15 protein-coding genes are annotated in these 17,227 nt (G+C 64.7%); 5 read left to right on the forward strand and 10 right to left on the reverse strand.

What is annotated here, in order from left to right:
* Nucleotides 1–25: 25 nt before the first annotated feature.
* Nucleotides 26–1,036: an NAD(P)-dependent alcohol dehydrogenase gene (locus tag FJ960_RS10955; protein ID WP_140713819.1), complete on the reverse strand. Its 1,011-nt coding sequence runs from the start codon at nt 1,034–1,036 to the stop codon at nt 26–28.
* Between the two features lie 97 nt (nt 1,037–1,133).
* Between FJ960_RS10955 and FJ960_RS10960 the strand changes: the two genes are divergently transcribed.
* Nucleotides 1,134–2,063, forward strand: coding sequence for a LysR family transcriptional regulator (locus FJ960_RS10960; RefSeq protein WP_140713821.1), 930 nt, complete (start codon nt 1,134–1,136; stop codon nt 2,061–2,063).
* Between the two features lie 87 nt (nt 2,064–2,150).
* Here the strand turns inward: FJ960_RS10960 and FJ960_RS10965 are convergent, their stop codons facing one another.
* Both FJ960_RS10965 and FJ960_RS10970 read right to left on the reverse strand, forming a co-directional pair.
* A complete protein-coding gene (locus tag FJ960_RS10965; protein WP_140509433.1) occupies nt 2,151–2,906 on the reverse strand; it encodes a slipin family protein in 756 nt (251 codons plus the stop codon).
* Nucleotides 2,903–4,336, reverse strand: a complete 1,434-nt coding sequence (locus FJ960_RS10970; RefSeq protein WP_140713822.1) for a nodulation protein NfeD — start codon at nt 4,334–4,336, stop codon at nt 2,903–2,905. The genes FJ960_RS10965 and FJ960_RS10970 overlap by 4 nt, the downstream gene beginning before the upstream one ends.
* Nucleotides 4,337–4,383: 47 nt before the next feature.
* Here FJ960_RS10970 and FJ960_RS10975 point away from each other — a divergent pair, with 47 nt between their 5' ends.
* On the forward strand, nt 4,384–4,566 hold the full coding sequence (locus FJ960_RS10975; protein ID WP_140509429.1) for a hypothetical protein: 183 nt from the start codon (nt 4,384–4,386) through the stop codon (nt 4,564–4,566).
* A gap of 41 nt (nt 4,567–4,607) precedes the next feature.
* On the opposite strand, the gene FJ960_RS10980 is transcribed toward FJ960_RS10975, so the two are convergent.
* Nucleotides 4,608–5,978 carry a helix-turn-helix transcriptional regulator gene (locus FJ960_RS10980; protein ID WP_246672709.1) on the reverse strand — a complete coding sequence of 457 codons (1,371 nt, stop codon included), beginning with the start codon at nt 5,976–5,978 and terminating at the stop codon, nt 4,608–4,610.
* Between the two features lie 149 nt (nt 5,979–6,127).
* Here FJ960_RS10980 and FJ960_RS10985 point away from each other — a divergent pair, with 149 nt between their 5' ends.
* Together FJ960_RS10985 and FJ960_RS10990 are read left to right on the forward strand one after the other, a co-directional pair.
* A complete protein-coding gene (locus tag FJ960_RS10985) occupies nt 6,128–6,901 on the forward strand; it encodes an AraC family transcriptional regulator (protein WP_246672710.1) in 774 nt (257 codons plus the stop codon).
* Between the two features lie 214 nt (nt 6,902–7,115).
* A complete protein-coding gene (locus FJ960_RS10990) occupies nt 7,116–11,663 on the forward strand; it encodes an autotransporter domain-containing protein (RefSeq protein WP_140713828.1) in 4,548 nt (1,515 codons plus the stop codon).
* Between the two features lie 60 nt (nt 11,664–11,723).
* Here FJ960_RS10990 and FJ960_RS10995 read toward each other — a convergent pair whose 3' ends face one another.
* From FJ960_RS10995 to FJ960_RS11015, 5 genes are all read right to left on the reverse strand, one after another.
* Complete coding sequence (locus FJ960_RS10995; RefSeq protein WP_140713830.1) at nt 11,724–12,605, reverse strand: DMT family transporter; 882 nt, start codon at nt 12,603–12,605, stop codon at nt 11,724–11,726.
* 146 nt (nt 12,606–12,751) lie between these two features.
* Nucleotides 12,752–13,990, reverse strand: coding sequence for an arsenite efflux MFS transporter ArsK (gene arsK / locus FJ960_RS11000; protein ID WP_246672712.1), 1,239 nt, complete (start codon nt 13,988–13,990; stop codon nt 12,752–12,754).
* A complete protein-coding gene (gene arsC, locus FJ960_RS11005; protein WP_140713832.1) occupies nt 13,971–14,384 on the reverse strand; it encodes an arsenate reductase (glutaredoxin) in 414 nt (137 codons plus the stop codon). Before arsC ends, arsK begins: the two co-directional genes overlap by 20 nt.
* Nucleotides 14,381–15,088, reverse strand: coding sequence for an MIP/aquaporin family protein (locus tag FJ960_RS11010; protein WP_140713834.1), 708 nt, complete (start codon nt 15,086–15,088; stop codon nt 14,381–14,383). Before FJ960_RS11010 ends, arsC begins: the two co-directional genes overlap by 4 nt.
* Nucleotides 15,085–15,438, reverse strand: a complete 354-nt coding sequence (locus FJ960_RS11015) for a metalloregulator ArsR/SmtB family transcription factor (RefSeq protein ID WP_140509414.1) — start codon at nt 15,436–15,438, stop codon at nt 15,085–15,087. The genes FJ960_RS11010 and FJ960_RS11015 overlap by 4 nt, the downstream gene beginning before the upstream one ends.
* A gap of 42 nt (nt 15,439–15,480) precedes the next feature.
* Between FJ960_RS11015 and FJ960_RS11020 the strand changes: the two genes are divergently transcribed.
* A complete protein-coding gene (locus FJ960_RS11020; RefSeq protein ID WP_140713836.1) occupies nt 15,481–16,017 on the forward strand; it encodes a DUF6428 family protein in 537 nt (178 codons plus the stop codon).
* Nucleotides 16,018–16,071: 54 nt separating this feature from the next.
* Here FJ960_RS11020 and FJ960_RS11025 read toward each other — a convergent pair whose 3' ends face one another.
* Nucleotides 16,072–17,154: a histidine kinase dimerization/phosphoacceptor domain -containing protein gene (locus tag FJ960_RS11025; protein ID WP_140713838.1), complete on the reverse strand. Its 1,083-nt coding sequence runs from the start codon at nt 17,152–17,154 to the stop codon at nt 16,072–16,074.
* Nucleotides 17,155–17,227: the final 73 nt, after the last annotated feature.

Here is a 17,227-nt window from a genome sequence, read left to right on the forward strand (position 1 = left end):
CCCTTGAGGGGGGAGATCAGCTGCTTCACCACTCCAGCCCGAACACCAGCTTGCCGAAATGCAGGCCGCCGGCGGCCATGTGTGCGTAGGCTTCGCTCGCTTGATCAGGCGAAAACACCTTGTCGACAACCGGTTCGATCCTGGCCGCGCCGATGGCACGGGCGGCGTCGAAAAGATCGGATACGGATCCGGTGTTGTTGCCGACCACCTTCAGCGCCTTGATGATGATCGGCAGCAGATTGATCGTGGCTTCCGCACCGGTGACGAAGCCGATGGTGAACAGCGTGCCGCCGGGCGCGGTGGCGTTGACGGCACGGGCGAAGGTGGCGGTTCCGCCGGTCTCGACGATGAGGTCGGCGCCGAGGCCGCCGGTCAGCTCCAGCACCTTGCCGTCCCAGTCTGATGTCGCGCGGTAATTGATGAGATGATCGGCACCGAGCGCCTTCGCCCGCTCCAGCTTTTCGTCCGACGATGAGGTGATGATGACGGTGGCGCCGGCGGCTTTCGCGAGCTGCAGGGTGAAGATCGAGACGCCGCCAGTGCCAAGCAGCACCACGACCGAGCCCGGCCCGACATTGGCGGCGCGGATGGCGTTCCAGGCGGTGGTGCCGGCGATCGGCAGGGTCGACGCCGCCTCGAAGGAGAGGTGCGCCGGGACCGCCACCAGCGAATTGGCCGGCAGCGCCACATATTCGGCCAGCGACCCCGGCATCGAGACGCCGCGCATCTGCGTCATCTCGTAAGGCCGGGGCGGCCCACCGATCCAGCGCGGCTTGGCATGCGCGACGACGCGATCGCCGATGGCGGATCTCGTAACGCCCTCGCCCAGCGCGACGATCTCGCCGGCGCTGTCGGCGACGGGGATGAGCGGGAAACTCGGTCCGGGATAATTGCCGCTCGCCACCGCCACATCGACGAAATTGAGGCTCGCCGCACGCTGGCGGATCAGCACCTCGCCGCGCTGCGGTTCGGGGGTTGCAACGGTGGCGGCGCGGAAGGCGTCCAGCCTGGGCTGGCTGAGTTCGATGGCCTTCATGGTTTCACTCCGGTGGACGATTTGTTCGATTGAGTGAACCTATTTGCTGCGCTATCTCTGGATAATCCTTGTTTTTTGCAATTGAGAACTGTGAACGATGCAGCAATCTCACGAACCCGCTGCCCTTGCCGAGATGGCCGCCTTCGCCGCTATCGCCGAGGCGCGCTCCTTCACCCGGGCGGCGGCACGTGTCGGGCGCGACGCGACCATCCTGTCGCGGCGCCTGCAATCGCTGGAGGCGCGGCTTGGGGTGAGGTTGCTCTCGCGCACGACACGCAGCGTGTCGCTGACCGAAGCGGGTGCCGAATTCCTGGTGCGTGTGCGCGCTATCCTCGCATCCGTCGACGAGGCTGAGGCCGTCGCGTCCGCGCATGCCGGGGGCGGCCCGCGCGGCGTGCTCAGGCTGGCGCTGCCCGGCACGTTCGGGCGCATGTGGATCGGGCCGCTGTTGCCTCGGTTCCTCGGCGAATTTCCCGATGTCCGCATCGAGGCCGAATTCTCCAACCGCTTCACCGATCTGGTCGCCGAGAATTTCGATGTGGCCGTGCGACTGGGCAGCCTGGAGGATTCGCGCCTGGTGGCACGCAAGGTGGCGACGCGACGCCGGTTGCTCTGCGCCGCTCCATCCTATCTCGCCCGCAAGGGCAGGCCGGAGACACCCCAGGCGCTGCTCGACCACGCCTGCCTGGGCTTCTCGGGCTTCCAGACCTTTCCAGCCTGGGAGATGACCGACCGCGAGGGCCGGCGCGCACGCATCGAGGTTTCGGGGCCGTTGGTCACCGACGATGCCGAGGTGCTGGTCGACGCCGCCGTGCAAGGCGTCGGCTTGATGATGAGCACTGATTGGCTGGTCGGCCGCGAGCTTGCCGACGGGCGGCTGGTGCCCGTGCTGGAGGAGTGGACGCTGGCGGACGAAGGCGCGGTCTACGTCGTCACGCCCTCGGCCAAGGGAAAAGCCGCCAAGACCCGCACCTTCACAGACTGGATCGGCAAGCGCTTCGCGCCGGAGCCGCCCTGGCGGCGGTGAAGTGAAGTGGCGGGACTGGCGAAGACGGAGATACAGCCAATCTCCCCCACGTGGGGGAGATTGGCAGTTCCGCCGATGCCCTTTTCCTCACTTCCCGTGCCTCAGGAATTGGCTGAGCAAGTCTACCGGCAGCGGGAACACCACCGTGGACGAGCGCTCGCCGGCGATGTCGTGCAAGGCCTCGAAATAGCGCAGCTGCATGGCCTGCGGCTCGGCCGCCAGCATGCGGCCCGCCTCGACCAGTTTTGCCGCCGCCTGCTGCTCGCCTTCGGCATTGATCACCTTGGCGCGCCGCAGCCGCTCGGCCTCGGCCTGTTTGGCGATGGCGCGGACCATGTTCTCGTTTAGGTCGACATGCTTGATCTCGACATTGGACACCTTGATGCCCCACGCATCGGTGCGCTGGTCGAGGATTTCCTGGATGTCGCTGTTGAGCTTGTCGCGCTCGGCCAGCATCTCGTCGAGCTCGTGCTTGCCGAGCACCGATCGCAGCGTGGTCTGCGCCAGCTGGTTGGTGGCGGCCATGTAGTCCTCGACCTGGATGACCGCCCGCTCGGCGTCGACGATGCGGAAATAAAGCACGGCATTGACCTTTACCGAGACGTTGTCGCGCGAAATCACATCCTGCGGCGGCACGTCCTGCACCACCACGCGCAGGTCGACCTTCACCATCTGCTGGACGAAGGGGATCAGAATGATGAGGCCGGGTCCCCTGACCCCGGTGAAGCGGCCGAGCGTGAAGACCACGCCGCGCTGATATTCCCTGAGGATGCGAATAGCCGCGGACAGGAACATGACCACAAGAAGCGCAAGCACTAGGTAGGCCACATAACCGATGTTCATTGCCTTGCTCCATTCCTTCCCGCGTCGCGCCGTCGCACGGTCAGCACGAGGTCGGCGATCTCGGTCACCTCGACGCTGTCGCCGGCCGCGACGGGTTCATCGGCCCTGGCCCGCCAGCGCTCACCCAAGGCCAGCACATGGCCCTCGCCGCCCTGCCAGTCGAGGATCTCGGCCGGCTGGCCGCGCATTGCTTCGCCGCCGACGCGCGGCGGCTTCCGGCGCGCCGCCCAGAGATAGGTGCCGCTCAGCAGCGCCAATCCAAGCGTCAGCGCGGCGGCGGGACCGATGACGGCCCATGACAGGGCAAAGCCCGGCCCCTCGACCCGCAGCAGCATGGCGGCACCGAACAGAAAGGCGGCCACGCCGCCGAGCCCGAGCACGACGGTGGGATTGAAGGCCTCGATGATCAGGAAAACGACGCCGAGCAGCATCAGGGCAAGGCCGGTATAGTTGATCGGCAGGAGATCGAGCGCATAGAGGCCGAGCACGAGACAGGTGGTGCCGATGACGCCAGGCGCGACCGCGCCCGGGCTGGTGAACTCGAAGACGATGCCATAGACGCCGACCAGCATCAGGATGACGGCGGTGTTCGGATCGGTGATGACGGAAAGCAGCTGGATGAACCAGCCCGGCTCCAGCGTCTCGACCGGCAGCCCCTTCGTCGCCAGCACCACTTTCTTGCCCGCCACATCGACGGTGCGCCCATCGGCCAGTTGCAGCAGCTCGGTGGTGTCGCGGGCGACAAGATCGATCACATGTTCCTGTAATGCCGCATTGGCCGAAAGGCTCGCCGCTTCGCGCACGGCCTTCTCGCCCCAGTCGCCGTTGCGCCCGCGCAGTTCGGCAAGAGAGCGGATCAGGGCGACCGCGTCATTGGTCACCTTGGCCATCATCGCGTCGCCCGCAGGCCGCCCGCCGGCTTGGTCGCCCCCGCCCTTCTGGTCACCCACGTCCTTCTGGTCGCCCACGTCCTTCTGATCGCCCACGTCCTTCTGATCGCCCTTGTCGCCGCCCGGAAGCGACGGCATGCCGCCAATCTCCATCGGCGTCGCCGCACCAAGATTGGTGCCGGGCGCCATCGCCGCGACATGGGTTGCATAGAGGATATAGGTGCCGGCACTTGCCGCATGGCCGCCGGCCGGCGCGACATAGCCGATGACAGGCACCGGCGACGCCAGGATGTCGGCGATCATCTCGCGCATCGACGTGACCAGCCCGCCCGGCGTGTCGAGCTGCAGGATGAGGACCGCCGCGTCCCGCCTGGCCGCGGCATCGAGCGCTTCCTTGAGCTGCCTGCTGCTTGCCGGCCCGATGGCGCCGTCAATGGCGACGCTCAGCGCAACCCTTTCGCTCCCGGCTGAGGAGAAGAGAGAAAGCACAGCCGCGACGACGAAGGCCGCGGCAAGAAGGGCCACCCGCGCGAAGGTCACGCTCAAAGCTCCATGGACTCAATATGGGTTGTATTCTTGCGAAGTCCATGAAGGCGCCGACGTCGGAGATCGGCGACGACCGAAGAGACGGCCTCTCCTACTCCGGCGACGGCACCGGCGGCTCGGAGGTTAGCGACGTGCCGGCGGCGGCCAAGGGAAAAGCCGCCAAGACCCGCGCCTTCACAGACTGGATCGGCAAGCGCTTCGCGCCGGAGCCGCCCTGGCGGTAAAGCCCCTGACCCGCTGGCGGTAGAGACCGCGCGCTCCGGCTTCAGGGCCCATGGGCCGCCAGCGGCATGCCTATGTCCGACACGAGTTTGACGAGGTCGGCTTGGCGTCTCGTGCCGGTTTTGGCGAAGATTCGATTGAGGTGGGTCTTCAAGGTGTTTTCGCCAATGCCGAGCGCCAACGCGCTCTCCGACGCTGACAATCCGCTGCCGATCCGCAGCAGCACCCGCGCCTCCGAGGGCGTAAGATCGAACAGCGTGGTCAGAACGGCCTCCGGGAGAGGAGAAGCCGATGTCGTCGTCGATATGAACACAGCCGCGCATGCCGGCCGGAAAACCGCGCGCGCCGTTCCTTCAGTCAACGGCAACACATAGGCGACGGCGGGCGGCTGGCCTTGGGCCGAAACCGGCAGCCCTATGCCGCGCGCGCCAAGCGAGGCATCCGCGCTGGCCGCACTGGCGATCGCGTCGAGCAGGGCGCGGGCCACCACCCTATTCTGTGCCTGGAGCAGGCCGTTCCTTGAGAGAATGGGCCCCTGCACCGAAAACATCTGTTCGGCGGCCGCATTCGCATGGAGGATTGCTCCATTGGCGTGGGTGAGCACGACAGGCACAGCCAAATGATCGAGCGCCTGACGATAAAGATCGATGGTGACGCGGCTCTGGTCGAGCAGATCGCCGATCAGCGAAGCACGGCGCAGATGCGGCGAGAGCAATGCCAGGAACTGCTGCTCTTCGGTCGAAATGCCTCCCCGGCTGGCACGCGTGGTGCAGCCCAGAAGCCCGATTCGGTCCGGCGTATGGACGAATTTGGTGATGCAAGCCTCGCGCAGTCCCTGCGGTTTGGCCCAGTTCTGAAAAAACGGCGTCAGCTGGAGTTCGCTTTCGCTCATGAGCGACAGCGTCGCAACGGGCCGGTCGACATCGCCGACGACCGCTTCCTTCAGTCCGGGAATTCCATCAAAGTCATAGTCTTCCTCGAGGGCCCGCATCCGCATCGGATCCCAAGGCGACTGAGCCGCGAAACGGCCGCTATTATGAGCGGTGCCGGCAAGCGCGATGGTGGTATAGGCCGCGTCGACGGCTTTGGTGACGCGGGTCATGACTCCGGCCCAGCCTTCCGGGTTCAATACGCAATCATAGATATCGCCGATTATCGAACTCAGGACTTCGCTGCTCAGCCTTTCCACCACACCTCCTGGCACACCCCGATCTCGCCTCGGAGGAATTTGTGACATCATACTTTTGGATGACGCAAGTCGCGGCGGCTCTCGACTACAGGTTGAACTTGATCGCTTGAACGCCGGTCGCCACTGTTGCCGGTTATTGTCGCAATGGAAAGCATCGCGTTCGATATTTTTTAAGCCGGGACAGTTGTCGAGGTTCTCCATTGTCGCGAAAGACGGTGCTTTCATCGGCTCGGTTGCCACCGCATCTTGACGAACGAGAACGATTTTCCCCGTGGCAAGACATCCATGTCGCGGAAACATGGTCGGCCGAATACGGCAGTCCGGAAAACCCGCACTTCGAAGCCACCGCTGTCGGTTCAGCGGTTCTCGGCCAGATGTCCGGACCGGTCAAGCACGCCACAAGCAAAGCGAGCAACATCGCCAATGACGACAAGGACGGCTATTTGCTGCTGATCAACAAGGCCGACAGCGTGTTGTCAGGGGTACATGTCGGCCGCGAATATGCCGTCGGTCAGGGAGAGGCCGTGCTTGTCACCGCATCGGAAGCTCTGAAAATGAACGGTGCCGACAGCAATGTCTGGATGAATGTGGTGGTCCCACGCGCGATCCTCCTGCGCGCCTTCCCGCGGATCGATGACAGGCTGGGGCTGAAGATCGGCGCCGACAGCGAAGCCCTCGACCTCCTCAAACGCTATTGCCTGCTTCTTGAAAGCGGCAGCCCGCTTGCCTCGGTGGATTTGATCACGCACGCGACGGACACGATCGTGGATCTGATCGGCCTGGCGACCGGCGCAAAAGGTCGGGCTGCCGAACTGGCCGGACTTCGCGGCCCGCGCGCTGCCAGACTGGAGGCCGTCCTGGCAAGGATCGCCGAGGATTTTATCGATCCCGGCATCTCCGCCCAAAGTGTTGCCCAACAACTCGGCCTGTCGGTGCGCTACGTCCACGACCTCCTTCAGGAGACGGGAATGAGCTTCTCCGAACGCGTTCTCGAACTGCGTCTGCGGAGCGCCCACAGAATGCTCTCGCACAAACACAGCGACATGCGGGTCAGTGACATCGCCCTGACAAACGGATTCAGCGACGTATCGTACTTCAACCGCTGCTTTCGTCGCCGCTTCGGCCATACGCCGACAGGCGCCAGATAAGTTTTGCGGCTTTCGCCAGCAGTCCGGTATCCGCCCCGTGCGAGGCCGTTCCGCATCGCCCTGCGTGACCGATGACGCCGAACTGCCACAGTGCGCGAAAAAGGCACGGCACCTCACTCCAGTCCAATTCCAGTGCGGCCTTGCCCAAGACAACAGCCGGGCGCCGATGACATGTCAGCCTCAGGGCGAAACGACTGTCATGTCAGGGGATCGAATGCCGCGGAATGGTTTTGTAGGCCGCAAGGCTGGCGCTTTGAAATATCTGGCGCTGACGTCGACGGCACTGGTAGGCCTTGGCCAGCCGATCCCCGCTTCGGCAGCCGAGATCTGGACCGGCGCCACCTCCACGGATTGGTTTACCGCCGGAAACTGGAACCCCGCCGCTGTTCCGACATCGAGCGACGATGTCATTCTCGATCCGGTGTTCCCGCACCCGACCGTGGTCGATGCGGCGAATGCGGCCGCCCATTATCTGCTTATGGGCACCATTTCGAGTTACTCGGGCTCGCTGGCGATCACCAATGGAGGCACCCTCTCCGACACCGTCGGCTATCTCGGCTACGTTTCGGACGCGAGCGGCACCGTGAGCGTCACTGGAGCAGGCTCCGTCTGGAGCAACAGTTCGGACGTTTTCCTTGCCTTGAGCACCGGCAGCACAGGCACCTTGACGATCTCCGGCGGCGGCGCTGTGAGCGACAAAGTGGGTCATGTCGGCTACGGCCTGGGCACCGGCACCGTAACGGTGGACGGCCCGGGCTCGACATGGACCAACAGTGGGGATCTCTACGTCGCCGAATTTGGCACCGGCACGCTGGACATCACCAATGGCGGCGCGGTCAGCAATGCCGTTGGCACCATCGGTTGGCATGCTGGCTCCACCGGCACGGCGACGGTTGACGGCGCCGGCTCGACCTGGACCAGCAGTTCGTCGCTCTTCATCGGCCATGCCGGCGCCGGCACTCTGACCATCTCCAACGGCGGCGCTGTAAGCAATTCCCTCGGTTCGATTGGTGAGCAGGCCGGTTCCAGTGGCTCGGCGACTGTCACCGGCGTCGGCTCGTCCTGGACCAATTCCGGCAATCTGCTTGTCGGCTGGGGCGGCGCCGGCACGCTCACGATCCAGAGCGGCGGCGTGGTGAGCAGCGCCAGCGGCCAGATCGGCTCCAAATCCGGCTCGACCGGCGCCGTGACAGTCGCCGGCGCCGGCTCGTCCTGGACCAATTCCGGCGAGCTTTATGTCGGCTGGAACGGCGCCGGCACGCTGACGGTCCAGAACGGTGGCACGGTGAGCAACACCAACGGCTATATCGGTGAAAATTTCAGCCCGGCCGCCGCCGCGACGGTGGACGGCGCGGGCTCGCACTGGACCAATTCCGGCTTTCTCTCCATCGGCAATTACGGTGCCGGCGCGCTGACGATCCAGAACGGCGGCGCGGTGAGCGCCATGGCGGGTTACATCGGCATCAATGCCGATTCGAGTGGCACCCTTACGGTCACCGGAAGCGGATCGACATGGAGCGACACGAGCGGCCTCTACGTTGGGTATGGCGGCACTGGCTTACTGAACATCCAGAACGGCGGCCTTGTCAGCAGCAACATCGGCTTTGTCGGTGCCACGGCGGGCTCGACGGGCGCGGCGACGGTCGACGGCATAGGTTCGATCTGGAGCATCGCGTCGAGCCTGTTTGTCGGCGACGCCGGCACTGGCACGTTGACGATTTCGAATGGCGGCACGGTCAGCAATGGCGCGGGGGCCATTGGCGCGAAAGCAGGCTCGGCCGGCATGGTGTTCGTCGATGGCGCGGGTTCGACCTGGACCAATAGCGGCGATATGCAGGTCGGGCTCGATGGTTCCGGCACGTTGAACATTACAAATGGAGGCAGTGTCAGCGATGTCAATGCCGTGCTTGGGTACGGTGCCGGCGTAGGTACCGGTATCGTGGACGGTTCGGGTTCGAATTGGTCCAACAGCGGCTTTCTACAGGTCGGCGCCGGTTCGATCTCCACATTGGCGATCACGAATGGCGGCGTCGTAAGCGCCGGAAGCGGTTCGGTTGATTCTTCGAGCAAGGCAACTGTCGATGGCATCGGCTCGACCTGGATGAACATCGGCGACTTTACCGTGGGCGTTGGCGGAGCAGGCACCGTTTCCGTGTCGGGAGGTGGTGCCCTCAACGACGTAGACGGCACTTTAGGTTACTATCAGGGCTCCAGCGGAACCGCGACGGTGGATGGCGTGGGTTCGAACTGGGCGAATACCGGCAAACTCATCGTCGGCCAATCAGGAACCGGCACGATCGACATCATCAATGGCGGCGCCGTCAGCAACCAGACTGGCTCTGTGGGCTACGACGCCGGGTCCATGGGCACCGTCACGGTCGATGGACCGGGTTCGAGCTGGACCAATTCCGGCGACATGTTCCTCGGTTTCAAGGGCGCCGGCACTCTCCAGGTCGCCGATGGCGGCCATGTCCTCAACCAGGCCGCGCTCCTCGCGGTGTTCGAAACCGCGACCGCCACCGTGACGGTGGACGGGGCGGGATCCTCCTGGAGCACCGATGACAATCTTATCCTGGGAAGCGCCGGTCACGCGACACTTTCCATCGCCAGCGGCGGTTCAGCGGATGCGGATTCCGTCTTTGTCGGCCAGGCGGCGACAGCCACCGGTGCGGTTACCGTCGACGGCGTGGGCTCGAAGTGGACCAACAAGAACGGCATGTATCTTGCCGGTCTCGGAAGCGGCACTCTTGCCGTCACCAATGGCGGCGTCGCCTCCGGCGGCGGCACCTACATGGCGTTCGCCGCCGGTGCCACCGGCCAGGCAACCGTTGATGGCCCGGCCTCGCTCTGGGAGATGCACGGCGACCTGGATATCGGTTTCGGCGGCACGGCTTCGGTGACACTCTCCAACGGCGGCACCGCTCTGGTGGACGGCGTTACCGTGATCGCCAGCCAAGCCGGCTCCGTCGGCGCGCTTAACATCGGCGGCGCGGCGGGCTCCGCGGCGGCGGGCGCCGGCGTCCTCGATTCGGCCACCTTGCAGTTCGGCGCCGGCACCGGCACGCTCAATTTCAACCATACCAGCGCGAACAATGGCTTCGCTTCGGCGATCAGCGGACTGGGGACGATCAACCAGATCGCCGGCTACACCAAATTGACCGGTAATTCCTCCGGCTTCACCGGGACGACGAACGTTCTCGGCGGCGGCCTCTATGTCAACGGCTTGCTCGGCGGCGCGATCAATGTCACCGGCGGCCTGCTTGGCGGGTCGGGCACGGCAGGCAGTGTGACCATTGCTTCGGGCGGGACCTTTGCACCGGGCAATTCGATCGGCACGATCAATGTCAGCAACACAGCCTTCTCGGCGGGTTCGATTTATGCCGTTGAAGTCGAAAGCGGCGGCACATCCGATCGGATCAGCGCCACCGGTACGGTGACGATCGGCGGCGGCACGGTCGACGTCATCCCCTATCCGGATTATGCGACCGGCACGACCTATACGATCGTCACGGCGGCGGGCGGTGTCACCGGCGCCTTCGACAAGGTCAGTCTTGAAACCGGCGGCTCGATCTTCATCGCGCCGACGCTCACCTATGACGCGAACAATGTCTATCTCAACCTGGCCAAGGCAAGCTTTGCCAGTGTAGGCCTGACGCCCAATCAGATCGCCACCGGCGGCGGCGCCGAAAGCCTTGGCAGCGGCAATCCGCTGTTTGATGCCATCTTCGCCCTGCCGAGTGAAGCCGCCGCCCAGGACGCTTTCGACCAGCTTTCGGGCGAAATTCACGCCTCGGCCAAGGGCATGCTGCTCGAGGACAGCCGCTTCGTCCGCGACGCCGCCAGCAATCGCATCAGCGCCGCCTTCGGCGATATTGGTGCGGCAGCGTTGCCGGTCATGGCTTATGGCGAAGGCGGGCCCGAAATGGTCGCCGCCGATACCGACCGCTTCGCCGTCTGGGGCCAGGCTTTCGGTTCGTGGGGCAGTACCGACAGCGACGGCAATGCCGCCGCCTTCGACCGCTCCACCGGCGGCCTGCTGGCCGGCGCCGACACTTTGGTCGGCGGCTGGCGCGTTGGTGCTCTCGGCGGCTACAGCCATTCGTCCTTCGACGCCGACGATCGCAATTCCTCCGGCAAGAGCGACAACTACCATCTCGGTCTCTATGGCGGCACCAATTGGGGCGCCATCGCCTTCCGCGGCGGCGCCGCCTACAGCTGGAGCAGCCTCTCGACCAAGCGCTCCGTCGCCTTCAACGGTTTTGCCAACGCACTGTCGGCCGATTACGAAGCCGGCACCGCGCAGGCGTTCGGCGAGCTTGCCTACAAGGTCGATGCCGACCGCTTCCACTTCGAGCCGTTCGCCAATCTCGCCTATGTCAATGTGAGAACCGACGGCTTTAGCGAACAGGGTGGTGCGGCGGCACTGACCAGCGCCGGTTCGAACACCGACGCTACCTTCACCACGCTCGGCATGCGCGGCTCGACCGATTTTGCGCTTGGCGGCGTCAAGACCACGGCGCGCGGCATGCTCGGCTGGCGCCACGCCTTCGGCGACGTCACACCGACTTCCGCCCTCGCCTTTGCCGGCGGCGATCAATTCACCATCGGCGGCGTGCCGATCGCCAGGGACGCAGCGGTGATCGAGGCCGGCTTCGACCTCAACATGTCGGCCAACGCGACGCTCGGCCTGTCCTATACCGGACAGTTCGGCGGCGGCACGGTCGACCAGGGCGCGAAGGCAAACCTCAGCGTCAAATTCTGACGACAACAGGCCGCCGGCTCGCGCCAAATTGACGTCGCCGGGCGGTCCTGGCGTCCGCCCCTACTCCGGCGAAGGCACCGGCGGCTTCGAGGTCAGCGCGGTGCCGGCGGCGGCAACGATCACGGCGGCGATGCCGGCCAGTTGCGGCATGGTCAGGCTTTCCCGCAGGAATAAAAACCCGGCCAGCGCGCCGAGCCCCGGTTCCAGGCAGGTCAGCGTGCCATAGATACGCGCCGGCATGCGGGTCAGCGCAACCATTTCCAGGAAGAACGGCAGCGCGCTGGAAAAGAGGCCGACGAGCAGCGCGCTGACCAGGATCGATGGCGCGAGCAGCCCGCTTCCCGCCTCGGCAATTCCAAAGGGCAGCACCAGCACGGCGGCGATGGCCATGCCATAGGCGGTGGTGCGGGTACCGAGCTCCGCGCCCGCCTTCTGCGCCAGCACGATATAGAGCGCCCAGAATCCGCCGGCCGCCAGGGCCAGCATCACGCCGGCCGGATCAAGCGGCTGTAGCGAGCGGACGAAGGGCGACAACAGGACGATGCCGGTGACCGCCAGCGCGATCCAGGCAAAGTCGCTGGCCCGCCGCGAGGTCAGCGTCGCCACCAGCAGGGGACCGGAAAACTCCAGCGCCACCGCGACGCCGAGCGGGATCCTGGCAAGCGCTGCGTAGAACAGAAGATTGAGCGCGCATAGCGTCACCCCATAGGCGACGAGCCACGGCAGAGTGGCGCGTGAGGGCCGCATCTGCCAGGGCCTCAGCACCGCGATCAGCATCAGCGCGCCGATGACCAGCCTGAGCGTCGTCGTGCCTTGCGCGCCGATCACCGGGAACAGCGTCTTGGCGAAGGTGGCGCCGATCTGGATCGACACCATGGCGCCCATCAGTGCCGCGACCGGCAAGGGTGCTGCTTCGCGGCTGGCAACCGGCATTGATGTCACTTGTGCTTCATCCTCCATGCCGGCAGGCGCAAACCTGCTGGCAGGAACGCAATAGGCTGAACCGGCCTTGCTGTCGTGAGACAGCGCGGATGCCTCGATGAGGGCACGGTCAAATGGCATGAACCGGCGGGCATCGCCGTCGGACATCACACCCGGTCGTTGCGCGCGTTCGGCAGTCTGGTGATCGCCACAAGGACGAGCAGCGCGGCACTGCCCAGAAGCGCCATCGCTCCGAGCGACCAGGCAATGCCGATATGCACCATGGCGAATGCCAGGGCAAAGGGCGCCACGGCCGAGACGATCAGCCGGGCCGCCATGACCCGCCCCTGCAGCCGGCCGTAGCCCTCGCTGCCGAACAATGTGAGCGGCAACGAGCCTGTGACGATGCTGAAAAGCCCGTTGCCCATGCCGAAGACGACGGCGAACGCCATCGCCCCGGCGATTGAAGGCGCGGTGCTATCCAGCACGACCACACTGGTTGTCATCAGGCTGGCCGAGATAGTGGCGAGCATCAGGGGCGACAGCTTGCCGCCGAAGACCATGTTGACGAAGCGGCTCAACACTTGTGAGGGCCCAAACAACGTTCCGACCATGGCGGCGGTCGCGCCGAGGCCAAGCCCCGAAAGCAGCGGCACCATATGCACAAGCACGGCGGCGGCGATCAGGTTCTGCAGCGAGAAGGCAGTGACCATCAGCGCAAGGCCGAGCGGCCGCGAGGATGCGGGAAGCGATCCCCTGATATGCCGTGGCGGCGCGTTTGCCGCCCGCCTCCCTTTGGCCAGCCCATGCGAGAGCCAGGCGTGCAGTGGCAGGCAGACAAGCAGGTTCAGCCCTGCGAAGACAAGATAGACGCTCTGGCAGGACATGTGCGCGTGCAAGGCTGACGTGATCGGCCAGAACACGGTCGATGCGAAGCCGGCAATGAGGGTGAGATAGGTGATGCTGCGTTGCGCGGCATGTGGCCTTATCTGCACCAGCAGCGCGAAGGCGGCGCCGTACTGCACCAGGTTCGATGCCACTTCGAGGACGATCAGCGCTGCCACGAAGGCCACGGCTGTGGGAGCGCAGGCGCAGGCGGCCAGTGCCGCCGCTGCAAGGACCGAGCCGGCGGTCATGATTTTTCCGGCGCCAAAATGGTCGATCCAGCGTCCAAGCCACGGCGCCGTCAGGCCGCCAACCAGCAAGGCGGCCGAAAGCGCGCCGAAAATCCATTCGGTCGGCCATCCCAAATCCCTCGCCATGTCGGCGGTAAGGATACTGAAGCTGTAATAGAGCGTGCCGTAGCCGATGATCTGGGTGACCCCAAGGGCGGCAATTGCGGCTGTCGGCGCGCGTTCCGAGGCATCGAGCTCGGAAAGGCCCCGATCACCTGATGCCACGGTCACCGGTGACCACCTCGCCGTCTTCCTTGGTGAAATGGGTCGCCGGATGGTCAAGCAGGTCGAGCACGAGCTCGGACGGCCGGCACAGTCGCGTCCCCCTGGGTGTTTCGACGATCGGCCGGTTGATCAGGATCGGATGCTCCAGCATGGCGTCGAGCAGCTGCTCGTCGGTCCATTTGGGATCAGCCAGGTCCAGCTCGGCATAGGGCGTGCCCTTTTCGCGCAGCAAGGCGCGCACCGGAATTCCCATGGCGGCGATAAGCTGGCGCAGGCGGTCCCGGCTGGGCGGATGTTGCAGATATTCGATGACGACCGGCTCCTCGCCGCTTGCTTTGATCATGGCAAGCGTGTTGCGCGAGGTGCCGCAGTCGGGATTGTGGTAGATGGTGACGGTCATGGCGTGGCCTTGACGGCAAGAGGTTGGATTTCGGATTGCGGTTGCAGCAGCCAAGTCATCAGCGCCAAGGCAATGCCGGCGCCGGCGAACTCGGCGGTGATGAAGCAGGGAAGACTTGCCGGGCTGATTCCGGAATAGGTGTCGGTGAACGCCCTTGCCACCGCGACCGCCGGATTGGCGAAGGACGTCGAGGCGGTGAACCAGTAGGCAGCGGTGATATAGAGGCCGACCAGCCACGGCACGGCAGCGCGTTCGAAGCGCAGGCCCGCGAGGATGACGGCGAGCAGGCCGAAAGTCGCGACGCCTTCCGAAAGCCACCGCGCGGCGCCGGTGCGGCCATGCGTCGACAGCGCCAGCGGCGCCAGCCCGAACATCAGATGCGCGATCATTGTTCCGGCAATGCCGCCGGCAAGCTGGGCCAGTATATACAAGGTGCAATCGCTGGCCGACAGGCGGCGCGACAGAGCGAGGGCGAGCGACACGGCCGGATTGAAATGGGCACCGGATATTGGGCCGAGGATTGTGATCAGCACGACCAGGCTCGCACCGGTTGGCAGCGTGTTGCAGAGAAGTGCCAGTGCGCCGTCGGTCGTCAGCGACTGCGCCATGATGCCTGAACCGACGATCGTAGCCACCAGCAGCGCCGTGCCGAGGCTTTCCGCGACCAGGCGGCGCGGCAGGTCGAATTGGCGCTCGACCGTCATTGAGCCGTCTCTTGCGCATCGGCCGCACAGCAGCCCGGCGCCAGCGCCGGCGCGCAAATCTCCTGCCGTCCGGAGCAGCAATCCTCCATCAAAAAGCGGATGAGCCCGCTCAGCGCTTCATATTCGGCGCTGTAGACCATGGACCGGGAATCGCGGCGCACGCTTACCAGCCCAGCCCGTTCGAGTTCCTTCAGGTGGAAGCTCACATTCGACGCCGAGACCTCGACCTTCTCGGCGATGGCGCCTGCGGCAATACCATCAGGACCCGCGATCACCAGATGCCGCAGGATGCGCAGACGCGTCTCCTGCGAAAGCGCCGCGAAGGCGGACAGGGCTTGACGTTCATCCATATTTCAACAATCCTAGAAATGTTGAAACAAGGATTACCGCACATGCTCGCCTCTGACAATCGGGAATTTGAACTCTCCATCGTCAGTGATCCCGAGGACATCACCATCGCTGGCCTGCTGGGGTTTTTGGCCGGCCACAAGGACAGGCAGCTGGTGTTTGTCTACGATGGCCGGCCGGTGCGGCCCGGCTACCACGTCACCGAGGTGAAGGCGGGCACGTTCGCAGCGCTGGACTGCGGCGCCAATCCGGAAGCCTGGGCCGAGATCTTCGTCCAGCTCTGGGACGTCGACGAGGACCGCACGCATATGCCGGCCGCGAAATTCTCCGCGATCATCCGCAAGGTGACGGAGCATGTCGACCTTGACCCTTCCGCGCGGCTCACCTTCGAGGTCAGCGACGGTGTGCACCCGATCGCGCTTTATCGGGCCGCCCTTCCCCGGCTGGTCGACGGCGCGGTGCATGTCGAGCTTTCGCCCCGGCCTGCAAGCTGCAAGCCGCGCGACCGTTGGCTGGAGGAAGAGCGGAAAGCCAAGGCCTGTTGCGAGCCTTCCGCCGGTTCGCAACCTTGCTGCGGATAGATCACAGCAGGCTGGCCGGTCCAGCGCGGGTGAAGCGCCATTTCAGTATCCAGTCTAGGCTGCGGCGGCAGAGCGCTTGAACACGATTGTGACCCGGGTGCCTTCGTCAGCGCTGGAGGTTACATGGAACTCCGCCTTGGCGTTCTCGCTCAGCGACTGTGCGATGAGCGCGCCGAGCTTGCCTCGCTTGGGCCAGCTTTCGCCGTCCGGCAACCCGATCCCATCATCGGCAACGACGACGCGGCAGCCATCCCCGTTTACGACGCTGTGCAGGGTGATCGTGCCACTGTCGCGCCCGCGAAATGCATGCTTGAGCGCATTGGTCAGCAGTTCGTTGACCACCAAGCCAGTGGGCATGGCAACGTTTACCGAGACCGGATAGGTGTCCACTTTCATGTCGAGGCGAATGCCCTCGACAGCATGCGAGGCCATTACGGCGGACGCGATCTGGCTGAGATAAACGCCGAGATCGACCTCTTCCTTGTGCTCCTCGCCCGACAGGGTCTGATAAAGGATGGCCAGGGCGTCGACGCGGCCGGCCAGTCTTTCGAAGCGGTTGCGGTCCGGCTCGGCCGCGTTGCGCGTTTCGAGACGGATCAGGGCGGTGATCATCTGCAGATTGTTCTTCACCCGATGCTGCAATTCCCGCAACAGCGTGTCCTTCTCGCGAACGCGCTCTTCGATCGAGCGCGCATCTTCGGTCTCGCCATGGGCCGAGACGTCGACCAGAGCCACCAGCCGGAAGCAGGCTCTGCCATTGTCATCCTCGATGACGTTGGAATAGACGTCGACGATTGCAGGCTTGTCCTCGGCCCGCTCCAGTCGGAAGGTACCGACGAAATCGGTTTCGTCGACCACCGCACTTGATAGCGCGCGATCCTTCTGCTGGTGCAGGCCGATGCCGGAAAGTGCCGCCCAATTCTTCTGGGCGAGCTTGGCCGCCTTCAGACCGGACAGTTTCTCGAACTCCGGATTGGCATAGACGACACGTTCCTGCCCGCTGACATCCGAAACGGCGATTGCAATTGGCACCTGGTCGAGGAACTTCTTGAATTGTTCGCTTTCCAGCGCGCTGGCAAGGTCCGGCGTTTCGAGCAACTGCTCGACCGTCTCCGCCTTATCCGAATTCGATGTCATCTGCTCATCCAGGAATTTTCTGATGCTATCAATATCAGCGAGGTATTGCGCGAGCTATCGCCAAAGCGGCATT

This window comes from Mesorhizobium sp. B2-3-11 (genome assembly GCF_006442215.1).
GTDB classification, from domain to species: domain Bacteria; phylum Pseudomonadota; class Alphaproteobacteria; order Rhizobiales; family Rhizobiaceae; genus Mesorhizobium; species Mesorhizobium salmacidum.

Coding starts and splice junctions, on each gene's coding strand:
- FJ960_RS10985 (WP_246672710.1), top strand. CDS start 6,128: ATGTCCGGACCGGTCAAGCACGCCACAAGCAAAGCGAGCAACATCGCC.
- FJ960_RS10975 (WP_140509429.1), top strand. CDS start 4,384: ATGAAGGCGCCGACGTCGGAGATCGGCGACGACCGAAGAGACGGCCTC.
- FJ960_RS10960 (WP_140713821.1), top strand. CDS start 1,134: ATGCAGCAATCTCACGAACCCGCTGCCCTTGCCGAGATGGCCGCCTTC.
- FJ960_RS10955 (WP_140713819.1), bottom strand. CDS start 1,036: ATGAAGGCCATCGAACTCAGCCAGCCCAGGCTGGACGCCTTCCGCGCC.
- FJ960_RS10965 (WP_140509433.1), bottom strand. CDS start 2,906: ATGAACATCGGTTATGTGGCCTACCTAGTGCTTGCGCTTCTTGTGGTC.
- FJ960_RS11025 (WP_140713838.1), bottom strand. CDS start 17,154: ATGACATCGAATTCGGATAAGGCGGAGACGGTCGAGCAGTTGCTCGAA.
- arsC (WP_140713832.1), bottom strand. CDS start 14,384: ATGACCGTCACCATCTACCACAATCCCGACTGCGGCACCTCGCGCAAC.
- FJ960_RS10980 (WP_246672709.1), bottom strand. CDS start 5,978: ATGAAAGCACCGTCTTTCGCGACAATGGAGAACCTCGACAACTGTCCC.
- FJ960_RS11015 (WP_140509414.1), bottom strand. CDS start 15,438: ATGGATGAACGTCAAGCCCTGTCCGCCTTCGCGGCGCTTTCGCAGGAG.
- FJ960_RS11020 (WP_140713836.1), top strand. CDS start 15,481: ATGCTCGCCTCTGACAATCGGGAATTTGAACTCTCCATCGTCAGTGAT.
- FJ960_RS10990 (WP_140713828.1), top strand. CDS start 7,116: ATGCCGCGGAATGGTTTTGTAGGCCGCAAGGCTGGCGCTTTGAAATAT.
- FJ960_RS11010 (WP_140713834.1), bottom strand. CDS start 15,088: ATGACGGTCGAGCGCCAATTCGACCTGCCGCGCCGCCTGGTCGCGGAA.